10 protein-coding genes are annotated in these 15,148 nt (G+C 60.4%); 9 read left to right on the top strand and 1 reads right to left on the bottom strand.

The window, feature by feature from the left end; all coding sequences use genetic code 11:
* The 4 genes from galE to ACQZ63_RS09435 are packed head-to-tail and all read left to right on the top strand — an operon-like array spanning position 1 to position 4,406.
* Positions 1-984: a UDP-glucose 4-epimerase GalE gene (galE, locus tag ACQZ63_RS09420; protein ID WP_013761570.1), complete on the top strand. Its 984-nt coding sequence runs from the start codon at positions 1-3 to the stop codon at positions 982-984.
* The gene (locus ACQZ63_RS09425; RefSeq protein ID WP_025595678.1) at positions 981-2,909 is read left to right on the top strand and encodes a glycosyltransferase family 2 protein; all 1,929 of its coding nucleotides are present in this window, start codon (positions 981-983) and stop codon (positions 2,907-2,909) included. Before galE ends, ACQZ63_RS09425 begins: the two co-directional genes overlap by 4 nt.
* A 15-nt stretch (positions 2,910-2,924) precedes the next feature.
* Entirely contained in the window at positions 2,925-3,428 is a 504-nt protein-coding gene (locus ACQZ63_RS09430; RefSeq protein ID WP_003510879.1) for a DUF995 domain-containing protein, read from the top strand.
* Between the two features lie 12 nt (positions 3,429-3,440).
* Positions 3,441-4,406, top strand: a complete 966-nt coding sequence (locus ACQZ63_RS09435; protein ID WP_003510877.1) for a glycoside hydrolase family 26 protein — start codon at positions 3,441-3,443, stop codon at positions 4,404-4,406.
* A gap of 48 nt (positions 4,407-4,454) precedes the next feature.
* Here ACQZ63_RS09435 and ACQZ63_RS09440 read toward each other — a convergent pair whose 3' ends face one another.
* Entirely contained in the window at positions 4,455-5,639 is a 1,185-nt protein-coding gene (locus ACQZ63_RS09440) for an AGE family epimerase/isomerase (RefSeq protein WP_113555688.1), read from the bottom strand.
* Between the two features lie 433 nt (positions 5,640-6,072).
* On the opposite strand from ACQZ63_RS09440, the gene bcsN reads away from it, so the two are divergent.
* The 5 genes from bcsN (at position 6,073) to ACQZ63_RS09465 (ending at position 15,118) form a co-directional block, all read left to right on the top strand.
* Entirely contained in the window at positions 6,073-6,972 is a 900-nt protein-coding gene (gene bcsN, locus ACQZ63_RS09445) for a cellulose biosynthesis protein BcsN (RefSeq protein ID WP_035199452.1), read from the top strand.
* Between the two features lie 82 nt (positions 6,973-7,054).
* Positions 7,055-9,244, top strand: a complete 2,190-nt coding sequence (gene bcsA, locus ACQZ63_RS09450; protein WP_003510865.1) for a UDP-forming cellulose synthase catalytic subunit — start codon at positions 7,055-7,057, stop codon at positions 9,242-9,244.
* On the top strand, positions 9,241-11,727 hold the full coding sequence (locus ACQZ63_RS09455; protein ID WP_112650750.1) for a cellulose biosynthesis cyclic di-GMP-binding regulatory protein BcsB: 2,487 nt from the start codon (positions 9,241-9,243) through the stop codon (positions 11,725-11,727). Before bcsA ends, ACQZ63_RS09455 begins: the two co-directional genes overlap by 4 nt.
* Entirely contained in the window at positions 11,724-12,779 is a 1,056-nt protein-coding gene (locus ACQZ63_RS09460) for a glycosyl hydrolase family 8 (RefSeq protein WP_003510860.1), read from the top strand. Before ACQZ63_RS09455 ends, ACQZ63_RS09460 begins: the two co-directional genes overlap by 4 nt.
* On the top strand, positions 12,776-15,118 hold the full coding sequence (locus ACQZ63_RS09465) for a cellulose synthesis protein (protein ID WP_013761565.1): 2,343 nt from the start codon (positions 12,776-12,778) through the stop codon (positions 15,116-15,118). Before ACQZ63_RS09460 ends, ACQZ63_RS09465 begins: the two co-directional genes overlap by 4 nt.
* Positions 15,119-15,148 lie beyond the last annotated feature (30 nt).

The raw sequence follows: 15,148 nt of genomic DNA on the forward strand, positions 1-15,148 counted from the left end.
ATGTCCCGTACAATCCTCGTCACGGGCGGGGCCGGATTCATAGGCAGCCACATCTGCAAGGCGCTGGCGCATTCCGGCTTCAAGCCCATTGCTTACGATAATCTCTCGACGGGTCACGCGGATTCAGTTCGCTGGGGTCCCTTCATTGAAGGCGACATTCTGGATCGTAGTCTCTTGAAGGCCACGCTCAAGGAGTTCTCGCCAGCCTTCGTCATCCATTGCGCCGCAAATGCCTATGTCGGCGAATCCGTTGAGGATCCGCGCAAATATTACCGCAACAATGTCGGCGGCAGTCTGGCGCTTCTGGATGCTTGTCTCGACCAGAATATCGGCGGGCTGGTATTTTCCTCCAGCTGCGCCACCTATGGCGTGCCGCCGCAATTACCGATCCGCGAGGAAACGGCGCAGATCCCGGTCAATCCCTACGGTCGTACGAAGCTGATTTTCGAAATGGCGCTCGATGATTACGCTGCCGCCTATGGCATGCGTTTCGTCGCTCTGCGCTACTTCAATGCGGCGGGTGCCGACCCGGATGGCGAACTTTACGAACGCCACGAGCCGGAAACCCATCTGATCCCCCGGGCACTGATGGCCGCCGCCTCGCGGCTGCCGCAACTTGACGTCTTCGGCCAGGACTACGACACCAGCGACGGCACCTGTATCCGCGACTACATCCATGTCAGCGATCTGGCTGACGCCCATGTGGCCGCCGTCAACTATCTTTCCGATGGCGGCGAGACCCTGCGTGTCAATCTCGGCTCCGGCCACGGCACATCGGTCGGGGATATCATCCGCGCGATCCATCGCGTCACGGGACAGGAAGTGCCGGTACATTTCGGCGCAAGGCGCGCCGGTGATCCGCCCGCCCTGTTCGCTGATATAGAAAGAGCGAGGGCGACCCTCGGCTTTGCGCCGAAGCGCTCCGATATAGACACCATCATCCGCACGGCTGGTCCCGGCTTCGGGTTGGAGGTGCTGTCATGAAAGCTCGCTCTACCCCTTCCGTACCATCATCGCGTCCCGTCGCGGGCCAATTGCCAATGCTGCCCGTCTTCACCGGCTGGAACCGCATGGCCTATCGTCTCGGCATTGGCGGTTGGCTGGTGACGCTTGCCTATTTCTGGATCTGGTGGCTGGACCGGGATCGGGTCATCGACTGGCCGTATTTTACGATCGTTACGGTAACACTCGCGTGGATCACGCTTCTGCCGTCCTATTTCATCTTCATCTTCCTGAACGCAAGGGTCGTCGACCGGCGCTCTCCTCTGCCGCAGGGCAGGGTGGCGATGGTTGTAACCAAGGCGCCGTCGGAGCCATTTACCGTAGTACAAAAGACGCTGCAGGCCATGCTGGAGCAGAAGGGCCTGGAATTTGACGTGTGGCTTGCGGATGAGGACCCGGATGCGCAAACGTTGAAATGGTGCGGCGCGCACGGTGTTTTCGTTTCGACCCGGAGGGGTGTCGTCGATTATCACCGCAAGACATGGCCTCGCCGCACCCGTTGCAAGGAAGGCAATCTCGCTTATTTCTACGATCATTACGGGTATGAGCGTTATGATTTCGTCGCGCAATTCGACGCCGATCACGTTCCGGAACCGGACTATCTGAGTGAAATCATCCGTCCTTTCGCCGATCCGGCGGTTGGATATGTCTCCGCACCAAGCATCTGCGATGCCAATGCAAAGGAGAGCTGGGCTGCGCGTGGCAGGCTTTATGCCGAGGCAAGCCTGCACGGCGCCCTGCAGCTGGGTTACAACAACAGCTGGGCGCCGCTTTGTATCGGCTCGCATTACGCCGTGCGCACCAAAGCCCTGCGTGAGGTGGGCGGTCTGGGACCCGAGCTTGCCGAGGACCATTCCACCACGCTTTTGATGAATGCGGGCGGCTGGCGCGGCGTCCATGCCGTCAACGCAATCGCGCATGGCGACGGGCCGGTGACTTTTACCGATCTCGTGGTGCAGGAATTCCAGTGGTCACGCAGTCTGATGACCATCCTCTTGCAATATTCGCGGCATTACGTGCCGAAGCTTCCCTTGCGGTTGAAATTCCAGTTCCTGTTTTCACAGCTCTGGTATCCCCTGTTTTCCGGCTTCATGGCACTGATGTTCGTGCTTCCCGCTTTTGCACTGTTGAGCGGCCAGGTACTCGTCAATGCCTCCTATCCAGTGTTTCTGGCGCATTTCCTGCCGATTTCGCTCATCATGATCGTGTTCGCCTTTTTCTGGCGGGCCACGGGGGCCTTTCGCCCGCATGATGCGAAACTCTTCGGGTGGGAAGCCATCGTGTTTCTGTTCCTGCGCTGGCCCTGGTCGTTGATGGGTGTGCTTGCGGCGATACGCGATACGATCCGTGGTGATTTCGTCGACTTTCGCATTACACCCAAGGGCACGCAGGCAAAACCGCCGCTGCCGCTGCGTGTAATCGCGCCTTACATGGTTCTGGCGGCACTAAGCCTTCTCGCAATGGTGCTGGCGCCGCGTGAAAACGCTGCGGAAGGTTTCTTCGTCTTCGCCGCGATCAATGTGGCGATCTACGCGGGCCTTTCGGTTTTTCTTCTCGTCCGACACACCATGGAAAACGGCTTGCCACGGCTGCCGGCATTGCGCGGTGGGGCGACGGTTGCCGCCTGTTCGTTACTGCTTGTGGCAGGTAGTGCCGCGGAACTCAGCTCCCATGCGATTGGTGGGCTGGAGGCCCTGTCGCACGGGCAACCCTATGTCAGCTTCACCGAAACGCGGTTCACCGTGGCCGGTGCTGGCGTGGAGGGAGCGAGATCGGTGCGTCTGAAACTGCGCATCGTACTGCCGGGAATGCCCGGAATTCGAAACATGCAGGCGGAGCCCATGGTGCCGCCACCGGTCATGACAACCGGAGAAATCATGCTGGCCGACAATAGGGTCGGACAATAGAAGGAGGAGGCTGTGATGAGAACAACAATAAGCAAATGCGGGTTCTCCGCTTTCGTACTCTGCCTTGCGGTGATCGCGCCAAGTGCCGTCCACGCCGCTGGCGGCACGAAGACGCCGAAACCGCTCCGGACCAGCGAAGTCGTAGATATGTATTACGACAAGACCTGGAAATGGGAGACTGGTGGCGGACGCTTCATCGCCGATGGCCGCAAGTTCATCGCCCTGACTGAAGAGAAAGGCAAGAAGGCCGTCGGTGAAGGCCGCTGGACCGTCGATGCCAAAGGTACGCTGTGCATGCGCGCTACCTGGAAAACCGATGCCGGAAACGGCAAGGCCGACACGTGTTTCGACCACGGTCGCATCGGTCAGGTGCTTTACCAGCGCAAGCAGGGCGGGCCCTGGTACGTCTTCCGGCATAATCCGCCACGGCCCGGAGATGAATTCCTGAAACTTGTCCGCAAGGACGACGTCACCCCGCAAATCGCCGCCTATGGCAAGGCGATGACTGCGACGAGGTAGGAGGAAAGTGTCATGCAAATAACAAGAAGAAGACTGCTCTTTGCAAGCGGGGCTGCTGTTGCTGCTTCAGCCAGCATGTACCCCATATTCAAACTGGATGCCCAAGGGGTCGCGCCCATGGGCTCCACGGGCATGAAGACGCTTGCCGACAAACGTCCGACATTGCACGCGGATGGTATACGCTTCGGCGCCTACGATCCGCACGGCGATTTCACCGGCCAGACCGGGGTGGCGACGGAACATCTGTTCCTGCCCTGGGAGGACGTGGATCTCGACAGCCTCGCGCTCGCAGACGCTTACGCTCTGGAGCGCAAGCGTAACGTGCTGATCACGGTCGAACCCTGGTCATGGGACGTCAACTGGCGGCTCACCTCCGACGAGTTGCGCCGCAAGGTGATGGGAGGCGATTACGACAAGAACATGCAGGCGATCGCCGCACGCATGTCCGCAATGAAGAGCCCGCTGATCCTGCGTTGGGGACAGGAAATGGAAGACACATCCGGCCGCTTCTCGTGGTCGGGCTGGAACCCGCAGGACTATATCACGGCCTACAAACGCATGGTGGACATGACCCGCAAGGCGGTCCCCGGCGTCAAGGTGATGTGGTCGCCGAAAGGTCTCGACGGTCTGCGCGCTTACTATCCTGGTGACAATTACGCGGACCTGGTCGGTCTCTCGGTCTTCGGTCTAGAGGACTATGACAAGATCGAATATGGCGGGCCGCAGAAGTTCACCGATCTCCTGCGCAAGGGCTATGGGCTTGTCGAAACCTTCAATAAACCGGTCTGGGTTGCTGAACTGGGTTATGAAGGCGGCGATTCCTACGTCCGTCCATGGATGAACGACGTGACGCTGAAACAGGCGGATTTTCCCAAGCTGGAAGAGGTCGTCTATTTCAACGACAAGGACGTGCATCCATGGCCGCACAATCTCGGCAAGCCCGACTGGCGCGTTGTGCGCCCGGCGCGGCTTAACTGAGGCTGGAGCGGGTAGAGCGGACGCCCGGCCCGCTCGCCCGCCCGGACTCTAATGGCTGGAGGCGAGTACTGCCTCAGCCTCATAGATGGCGCAGACGATGTGGTAGAAAGTGCTGGCCGGTGCCGGTTCGTCCAGCATCGGCTTGTCGGCCGGCCATTTGTCGAACCAAAGCCCTTTGACCGGTGTGTCGAGGAAAGGCTGCAGCGCGCCGATGGCCCTCAGGCCCGAGGCAAGATAACGCTGTCTTTCTTCACCAATGGTCACGCTGGCAAGGCGCAAGGCTGCCTTCAGCCATTCCGTCTGCGGCCAGAGCCGTGCCAGACCGTCATGTACCGAAAAATCATCGTACAAGCTCATGATCGCGACCTTGCGGCGTGGGCAGATGCCATGCGCTTCGCCGATCTCGAACATGCGCTTGGCCTTGGCGATTGCCTCGCCATTGTTGCGCAGGCTGCCCCAGCGCACCAGAAGCCAGGCCCATTCGAACTGGTGACCGGGCTCCATGATGCGGCCCTTCTCACCTTCAAACGGCATCCAGTCATGGCCGAAGAATTCGCGCAGCCCGCCATTGGTGCCATCGATGAAGCGGGTGAGTGCAAGGCCGGCGATCTCGTCGGCCAGCGCGGTCCATGGACCTTCGGGGTCCTGCACTTCCCAGGCAAGCATCGCCTCGAAAAGATGCATATGCGGATTGGAGCACAGCGGCGTGCGCGGCGGGTTCGCTTCCTCAAAGCCGGCGACGGGGTGTTTGTAGTCGCGATTGAGGACGGCGAGGATCTCGAGCGCCCGGGCACGCATCTCGTCCTTGCGGTCGGGAAGGGCTGCGGCCGTCTGTGCTGCGGCGAAAAGCGCGAAAGCCTGATTGTAGAGATCGAAGGACGGATCGATCAGCTTGCCGGTCTGGTCGGCGAGGTTGCCGTAAAGGCCGTTATCGAGGCGATAGACCTTTTCGAACCAGCTCAGCCCATGCAGCAACGCATCCTTCCACGGACCCTGCCAGCCGTTCTGGCCGGCGGCAGCGAAACAATAGGCCTGACGCGGCTGCACGCGGGCGCGGCGGTCATCAGAAAAAACCGGTTTCGCATCCTGGCCCAGGCGCTCGTAAAAACCGCCGTCCGGACGGGCGGAGCCCACCTCCCACCACAGCGGTAGCGCGTCCTCTTCAAGCCATTTCCGTAAGGTTCCGATCTCTTCGGCAAGCGCCTGAACGATACTCGGAAATTGCACAGTCATGCGTCAACTCTCTGTTTTTACAGTTGAATGAAAAAAGTGATCAATAAAAATACGTCATTATAGACGCAAGTAGACCATGGGACATATTGCGCTGCAACCGTAAAAATATCGACCTCACGCCGAGCGAACCCGCACCAGCGCGATTTGGTTCCGTCGTCTCGTCCGGCAAAGAAGGGATCCGAAACGATTCGGAGGCCACAAAGCATCAGAAATTACAATATAAATTTGATATTGCTTATTCGCCTGCCTCCAGTATTTCGTAACAATGGTCTGGTCATTAGTGATTCGGTCTCCTTTTAACCTGTTAGGGCTTGGGGAAATAAAGGGGCACGGGGCAGTGAAATTTTCTGCCTTTACTTCATTGCTATTCTCTATTGCAGTTCTTTCGGGCTGCAATACTCCCTCGGGCGTCAGGTCGTTCGGGGGCGCAAAGATGTTGTCTGCGTCCGAAGCACTGGTTTTCCCACCGCCCGGCGGTCCGGAAATCGTCACCGTAGTCAATCGCACCTACTCCAATGCCGTGGCACAGCAGGTCGTATTGCGCGCCGAAGCCGCTACGCCCGGACAGAACTACATTAAGGCCGAGTTCTTCGGTCCGCAGCAAGCCGGCGACACTGATCGCGATGCTTTGACTTTCTCCGGCTTTAAGGCATCCTCCGTCGCGCGGGAAATCCGCTCGGAGTTTCCGGGTGAGAACATCGTCATGTCGGCGAATTATCTGCAGAACGGTTACGGCGCCTTTTCTTATGCGGCCGGCAAGGGCCGAGGCAGCGATACCTGCCTTTATGGCTGGCAGGACATCCGCTCACCCGAAAGCATGCGGCAGGATTTCCGCAACCTGGGGCGTATCAAGGTGCGACTGCGCCTCTGCCAGTCGGCGGCAAGCGTCGAGCAGCTTCTGACGGTCATGTATAATTACACGATCACCGGCACCTATGCCTCGCAAAGCTGGAACCCCTATGGCACGCCGCAGGCGGTGGATCAGAACCTTGGGCGGCCGGGCCATCCGGTCTATCCCATGAAGACCAATGAGGTGCCGATGCGGCCCGGCAGTGAAGTGACTGCGAGCATACCATTGCAACCCGTGCGCCGTGCTGCCGTACCCGTCACGCCTGTTCAGCCAACGGCGCAGCCCCTACCGCCGGTTGCGGCAGTCAGTATTCCGTCACCCGCATCCGTTGGCGCGCCCGCCCAGCCCGCAAGGCCTGCTGTAGTCGGCAGGCGCGCGGCCAGCGTGCAGGTGGAGAGCCAGCAGCCGACGCAGGTTCCGCAGGTGGCCATTCCGTCGCCCACATGTCTGTCCGGTTCGGCAGCGCCTCCGGGATGCAGGTGATGGCTGGAGCAACAGCAGAAGAGGGCATTGCAAAAGATCCCGGTAAAAATTCCGGGCGGGGAAGAGAGCGGAAAGTTTCGGGATGAACAAGGCCATCACAATCATTGTCTGGTTTCTTGTGTCGCTTTGTGTTCTGGCCATCGTCACGATGCCGGTCAGCCTGCAGACGCACTTGGTCGCCACGGCGATCTCACTTGTCCTTCTCGCAACAATAAAGAGTTTCAACGGGCAGGGAGCCTGGCGGCTCGTGGCGCTTGGTTTCGGCACGGCCATCGTGCTTCGCTATGTCTATTGGCGCACCACGAGCACGCTGCCGCCCGTCAACCAGCTCGAAAACTTCATTCCCGGCTTTCTGCTTTATCTCGCTGAAATGTACAGCGTCGTGATGCTGGGTCTCAGCCTCGTCATCGTGTCGATGCCGCTGCCTTCCCGCAAGACCCGGCCTGGCTCGCCCGATTACCGGCCGACGGTCGATGTTTTCGTGCCGAGTTACAACGAGGACGCGGAGCTTCTCGCCAATACGCTGGCGGCGGCCAAGAACATGGATTACCCGGCCGACAAGTTCACCGTCTGGCTGTTGGACGACGGCGGCTCGGTGCAGAAGCGCAATGCCAGCAATATCGTCGAGGCGCAGGCGGCACAGCGCCGCCATGAGGAGTTGAAGAAGCTTTGCGAAGACCTCGACGTGCGTTATCTGACGCGCGAGCGCAACGTCCACGCCAAGGCCGGAAATCTCAATAACGGCCTCGCCCATTCCACTGGCGAACTGGTGACTGTATTTGACGCCGACCATGCGCCGGCGCGCGATTTCCTTCTGGAAACGGTGGGCTATTTCGAGGAAGACCCCCGGCTCTTTCTGGTGCAGACGCCGCACTTCTTCGTCAATCCCGATCCGATCGAGCGCAATCTGCGCACCTTCGAGACGATGCCGAGCGAAAACGAGATGTTTTACGGCATCATCCAGCGCGGTCTCGACAAGTGGAACGGCGCGTTCTTTTGTGGTTCCGCCGCCGTGCTGCGGCGCGAGGCACTGCTGGATACAGAAGGGTTCAGCGGCGTCAGCATCACCGAGGACTGCGAAACGGCGCTCGCGCTGCATTCGCGCGGCTGGAACAGCGTCTATGTCGACAAGCCCCTGATCGCCGGGCTGCAACCGGCCACCTTCGCAAGCTTCATCGGCCAGCGCAGCCGCTGGGCGCAGGGCATGATGCAGATCCTGATCTTTCGCCAGCCTCTATTCCGCCGTGGTCTCTCCTTCACGCAGCGTCTTTGCTACATGTCGTCGACGCTGTTCTGGCTTTTCCCGTTCCCGCGCACGATCTTCCTGTTTGCGCCGTTGTTCTACCTGTTCTTCGATCTTCAGATTTTCGTGGCTTCCGGCGGCGAGTTTTTGGCTTATACGGCCGCGTATATGCTCGTGAACCTGATGATGCAGAACTATCTCTATGGCAGCTTCCGCTGGCCGTGGATTTCTGAACTCTACGAATATGTGCAGACGGTCCACCTTCTGCCAGCCGTCGTGTCGGTGATCTTCAATCCCGGCAAGCCGACCTTCAAGGTGACGGCGAAGGACGAATCCATCGCCGAGGCGCGGCTTTCGGAAATCAGCCGCCCGTTCTTCGTCATTTTCGCACTTTTGCTGGTTGCGATGGCCTTTGCCATCTGGCGCATCTACGCCGAGCCATACAAGGCGGACGTCACACTCGTCGTCGGCGGCTGGAACCTGCTCAACCTTATCTTCGCGGGCTGTGCGCTTGGCGTCGTCTCCGAGCGCGGCGAAAAATCGGCGTCGCGGCGCATCACCGTCAAGCGGCGCTGCGAGGTCAAGCTTGAGGGTAGTGATGCATGGGTGCCGGCCTCCATTGATAATGTGTCGGTGCATGGCCTGCTGATCAATCTTTTCGACAGCACCACCGCTATCGAAAAGAACACGACAGCGATCATTAGGGTGAAGCCTCATAGCGAGGGCGTGCCGGAAACCATGACCATCAATGTGGTCCGCACGGTCCGGAACGACGGTTTCATTTCCATAGGCTGTACATTCTCGCCGCAGCGCGCCATCGATCATCGCCTGATCGCCGACCTGATCTTCGCCAATTCCGAGCAATGGAGCGAGTTCCAGCGCGTGCGCCGCAAGAACCCCGGCCTCATCAGAGGCACGGCGATCTTTCTGGCGATATCGCTGTTCCAGACGCAGCGCGGCCTGTTCTATCTGGCCAAGGCGCTCCGGCCCGCCTCCAAAACCGTCAAACCTGCCGGAGTTGTAAAATGAACGGCGGTAAAACGATCAGGAGTTCACTGACAGCGCTGATGTTGGGTGTCGTCGCAACCGGTGCGATGGCGCAGTCCTCACCCTTCGACATGTCGCCGGAGAAGCCTGCACAGACAGCCCCGGCACCTGTGCCGCCGCCGACACTTCCCCCCGCTGTACCGCGCCAGCCGCAGCCAGCCCAGCAATCGACCCAGCCTGCAGTGGGCCAGCCTCCTGTGGTAATGCAGCCCGCACCTGCGCCGCAACCGCCGCTGCGGCCGCTGACGCCACCCGTATCCATGCCGCCGCAGGGTCAGGCGAGACCCGCACCCGTTCAGGCATCGTCACCCGCGGCGGATAGCCGTCGCCGGTATATCTTGCCGTACGAAAAGCTCAGCCTTTCCGGCGAAATGGATCGGCGGCAGTGGAGCATTTATCTGACGCCCGAGCAGGTGAATGCCGCCGTTTCGCTGAATATTGGTTATCAGAACGCCATCGTGGTCGCGCCGGAAGACTCGAATTTCCAGGTCAGCCTCAACAATGTTCCGCTGGAGACGGCGCGCATTGAGGCGCCCGACGGTGAGGGCAATGTTTCCTTGAAAATTCCACCCGGTGTCCTGCAGGTGGGCGCGAATGTCGTGACGCTTGGCGTGCAGCAGCGCCACAGAACCGATTGCACGATCCAGTCCACTTATGATCTGTGGACCGATGTTAATCCGGCAAATACCTATATCGGCTTTAACGCCGATGTCGCGGGCAACTTCACCAATATTGACGATATCCAGGCAACCGGTCCGGACGCCAAGGCGGCGACGTCGATCGAGATCGTTGCACCTGCGCTCGGCAATCCGGCATTTGCAGATTCGCTGCTGCGCCTTTCGCAGGCTCTGGCGCTCCGAACCCAGATGCCGAACCAGACGATCCGTTTCGTGGCAGCACCCTCCGCCGAACGCAAGGCGGGAACGCTGGTAGTTCTTGTCGGCACCGCACGCGAGATTGCCGGCTTCACCGGCGCGGTGCCGCCCGAGGCGTCGGCGGGTGCTTTTGCCGGCTTCGATACCACTGCACCGGGTGGCCTCTCGCCACTCTTCGTCAGTGGTCCCACCCCGCAGGCGGTGCAGGCGGCGATTGAGACGCTGTTTTCCTCGATCGCGCGCACGCCCGGTGCCCAGAGAACGACCTTTTCCACCCGCAGCTGGCACGCGCCGGATGTGCCGCTCGTCATGTCGGACCGTCGCATCGCGCTTTCCGAGCTTGGGCTTGAGAGCAGCGAATTTGGTGGACGGCGTTTCCGCAACGAATTCTACGTCGGCATGCCCGCCGACTTTTATGCGTCGGCCTATGGCGAGGCGGCCATGCTGCTCGATGCCGCATATTCCTCGCAGGTGCTGCCCGGTAGCCATATAGACATCTACGTCAATGACGAGATCGCCTCGACCGTGCCGATCTCCAACAATGGTGGCGGCATTTTCCGGCATCTGCCCATCAATGTAACGATGCGCCACTTCAAGCCTGGCCCGAACAAGATCACCATCGAGGCCGTGTTGATGACGGCGCAGGATCAGGTCTGCGCGCCGGGAGCGCCGGCCAGCACGACCCCGCGTTTTGCCCTGTTCGACACATCGGAAATCCATATTCCTGATTACGCGCAGATCGGTCGCAAACCGGATCTCGCCGCGATGTCTGGTGCCGGGCAGCCCTACAGGTTTGCCGCAAATCCCGTCGCGCTGTCGCTTGATCGTTTCGATAACGACACCATGTCGGCGGCGGCGACATTGGTCAGCCGGCTGGCAAGCGCTGCGGGATATCCGATCAATGTCGAGACCGTGGCCTCTCCGCTGGTGATCGGCGACCGTGACGCCCTGTTCGTCGGGACGATTTCGCAATTCCCGCAATCGCTGATCAGCCAGTTCAATCTTGTCCCTTCCAGCCAGATATCCTGGAAAATGGGAACGGGCGTTCAGCCGCCTGCGCAGAACAGCGAAACCCTCTTTAATGACTGGCGAGAGCGGGTGGACGGCGGCATCTGGCAAGGCCAGGTTTCCTCCTTTGAGGAGTGGATGAAGCGGAATTTCGATCTGAGTTCCGATACGCTGCGTTTCCTGCCGGCGGCCGAGCAGCCCTATGCGCCGCCCGGCAATGTCTCCTTCATGCTGGTGCAGGGTCTAAGCCCTTCCGGCGAAGGGGTCTGGACGCTGGCTACCGCCCCGACGTCGGCGGAGCTTCGTGACGGCATGTCTTCGATGGTGCGTGAAAACCATTGGCGCGACGTCACCGGGCGGGTCGCAGCTTACGATGCCGGTGCAGAAAAGATCGAAACGGTCGAGGTGGGGCAGCCGTATTTCTACGTCACGCGGGCGTTTTCCCTCTCGAACTGGAGGTTGATCGCTGCTAATTGGCTGTCTTCCAATGTTCTTTCCTATTCGCTGGCATTCATCGGGTTCGTGTCGCTCCTGGGCTTTGCCACCTTCGCGATGCTGCGTATGATGGGGCGACACCGATGAGGCGTGGGATTTTTAGACTTGCCGGCATTTTCTGCGTGTCGCTGATGGCGTTGATCTCAAGCATCTCGATTGCCCGCGCCGCATCTGTCTCGCCTGAGGCCTGGTCGGCCTATAAAAGCGCGTTTCTCGATCCCGGCGGGCGCATCATCGATACCGGTAACGGCAATATCAGCCATAGCGAAGGCCAGGGTTACGGCATGTGGCTTGCCGTTCTTTCAGAGAACATTGCCGACTTCGAGCTGATATGGAGTTTCACCCGCACGGAACTCCTGGTGCGCGACGACGGTCTCTCTGCGTGGAAATGGGATCCGCGCACCAGACCGCATGTGACTGACATCAACAATGCCACGGATGGCGATATTCTGATTGCCTACGCGCTGGCGCTGGCTGCCGGCCAGTGGAACCGGCAGGACTATGCCGAGGCATCGGCTGCCATCGCATCAGCCGTCCTCAAGAAGACTGTCGTTCAGCGCGGCGGGCGAACGCTGCTTTTGCCCGCCGCCAGCGGCTTTGGCGAGGTTGACCGGGGCGACGGCCCGGTGGTCAATCCTTCCTATCTAATTTTCGAAGCATTTCCGGTTCTCAATCTCGTCGCACCATCGCCACTCTGGAAGGCGCTTGCCGACGACGGCGTGGCGCAGATCGGTACGTTTGCTTTCAGCGACAGGAAACTGCCCGCCGACTGGGTGTCGATGAAGACGAAACCGCAACCGGCATCGGCGTTTCCTCCCGAGTTTGGTTACAATGCAGTGCGGATTCCGCTTTATCTTGCAAGGGCGAAAATGGGCTCGCCGGAGCTGCTTGACCGCCTGAAAAACGGCATGACGCTGGAAAGCGGTGCTGCGGGAACCTTCGATCTCAAGAGCGGCGCGGTCAAGGACGTTCTGTCGGATCCCGGTTATCGCATCATTCCGGCGCTCGCGGCTTGCGCCGGCGGCGGCCCGGCTGTGCCTGCCGAACTGAAAGGCTTTCAGCCAACGCTTTATTATCCTTCTACATTGCATCTTCTGGCATTGTCGTTTCTGGCAAGGAATAACGGGGAGTGCCGATGAACAAACCGCTGTCTACCTCGGCTCTCATCCTGCTTCTGATTGCTCTCGCCGCCTTCCACTGGCGCGACACCATTCTCGGACGTGTATCGGACATTCATACTTCGGCGGTTGGCGACAACCGTGCGGCGCAGCGCGTTTCTCCAGCGGCAGCCAATCCGGCCCAGATCAACGCGTTCCTTAAAAATCGCGAGATGGCGCAGCTAACCCAACCCGTGACGCCAGCGGTAACGGTGCCGGCGACTGATCCGCAACCGCCGGTTACGCAGACACAGACGGGTGGACAGATATCGCAGCCCCAAATGGCGCAGGCGCCCGCACCCCGCCAGACCCAGCCAGCGTCATCAGACATGCCCGAGGTCGATCTCAGCGCGCTGCGCTATTTCGCGGCCAAGGGCGATACCCAGCGGCTTCAGGCTGAAATCGCGAGGCTGCGCACGCTCTATCCGAACTGGACACCGCCTGCCGATCCGCTCGCCATTCCCGTGAACGGGGATCCCCGGCTCGATGCCATGTGGCAGCTTTATAGCGACGGCCGTTACGCCGAGGTCAGAAAGGCGATCGCCGACCGCCAGCAGGCGGAACCCGGCTGGCAGCCTCCCGACAATCTGACCGGCATGCTTTCCCTCGCCGAGGCTCGCCAGAGGCTCGTCAACGCTTCCGATCTCAAGCAATATTCGACAGTGGTGGACGCGGCCGCCAGCAATCCCGGCCTGCTGACCTGTAGCGAGGTGGATGTCCTGTGGCGGGTTGCCGATGCGTTTGCCAATACCGACCGCATGGGACGGGCGCGCGACGCCTATCTCTACATTCTCAACAATTGCACGACGCCAAGCGACCGGCTCGCCACGGTGCAGAAGGCATCCGCGCTTTTGCCTGCGGAGATGATCGGCGATTTGCTTGCCAAGGAAAAGCCCAACGCAGACGGTCAGCTGGAATTCGAACCGGTCAAGAACGATCTCGCCCGCCAGTTCGTGGCCAAGGCAGGGGAGAAGGAGGGAATTTCCGTTCCTTCCGCCTATCTGATGCGGCTTGAAAGGCTTGCCGAGACCGACAAGCTTGCAAGCGATGCCTTGTTGCTCGGCTGGTATAATATCCGCCAGAAGAACATGGCGGAGGCGGAAAAGTGGTTTCGCAAGGCGCGGGAAGAGGAAGACAGCGCGTCTGCTTCGCAGGGTTTGGCGCTGGCGCTGATCGACCGCAACGAGCCACGTGAAGCTGAGGAGGTCATGTATAAGTGGCGCACCGCTTCGGACGACGGGCTTGCGACCTATCTTGCCGCGACAGCCAATCTTCTGGCGCTTGAGCCGCCTGTGGTCCTGCCGCCGGATGTGCTGCAGCGCATCGCCGCTGAAACAATAACTCGCAAGGATGCGGCGACCGCGCAGCAGTTCGGCTGGTATTCGCTTGCTTTCCGGCAGACGCCGCTCGCCTTGCAATGGTTCAGCACTGCGCTTGGCTGGAAGGCCGATGACGAACCATCGGCCTATGGCATGGCAGTCAGCTATCACGATCTGCGCAATCTCGCCGGTCTGCGCAGCATACAGCAGCAATGGGCAAGCCGCTCGCAACGCATCGCTGATGTCGGAACGGCACGTATGGTGGACCAGTCCGCGCAGCAGATAGCGCCTGTCACCGCACCGCCTGTCGCCACAGCTTCCCAGACAACGGCACCCGCGCCCTATGCGCCGCAGCCTGAGACAGTGGTGGCTTATAGCCAGCCGTCTGTCCAGCAGCCGGCTCCGGAACCTTCGCGCAAGCAGGCGCGTCTGCCAGCGCAGACGCAGAGGACCGTAAGTGCCTCGTCACGTCCACGCTCCTGCGCGGTCTATCCCGATCCCCAGCGCCTGCCCGCACAGCAGGCGCTTGATCTCGGCTGGTGCCTGATGGAGACCAACCGGCCGGCGGAAGCCCTGAAGGCTTTCGAATCCGCCATTGCCGGCGGCCAGTCGACTGTTAAAAGCGATGCGGCCTATGGCCAGAGCCTTGCCTATCTGCGCATGGGGCTGACGGACCATGCCGCTGTCTCGGCGACGAAATCGCGCATGGACCGTCCGCGCGCGACTGAGTTGCAGGTTTCAATCCTGGCCGACAGGGCGGTTTCCGCCTTCCAGTCCAAACGTTATGCGGAAACGCTTCTCCTGCTTGATCAGCGGGCGCGGCTTGCCGATGAGCGTACCGATCTCATGGTATTGCGCGGTTATTCCTATCTTGCCATGAACCGCTACGCCGATGCTGCGCAGATTTTCGAGAGTCTGACGTCCATTGGCGATAAGGAGGGCATCAGGGGACTGGCAGCGGTCCGTGCCGCCCGGCCAAGCAGAGGGCCCCAGGGCGGCTGATGGCGTTGGGCGGCAATGGGCTGCCGTTGC

The organism is Agrobacterium sp. CG160-95 (assembly GCF_053521725.1).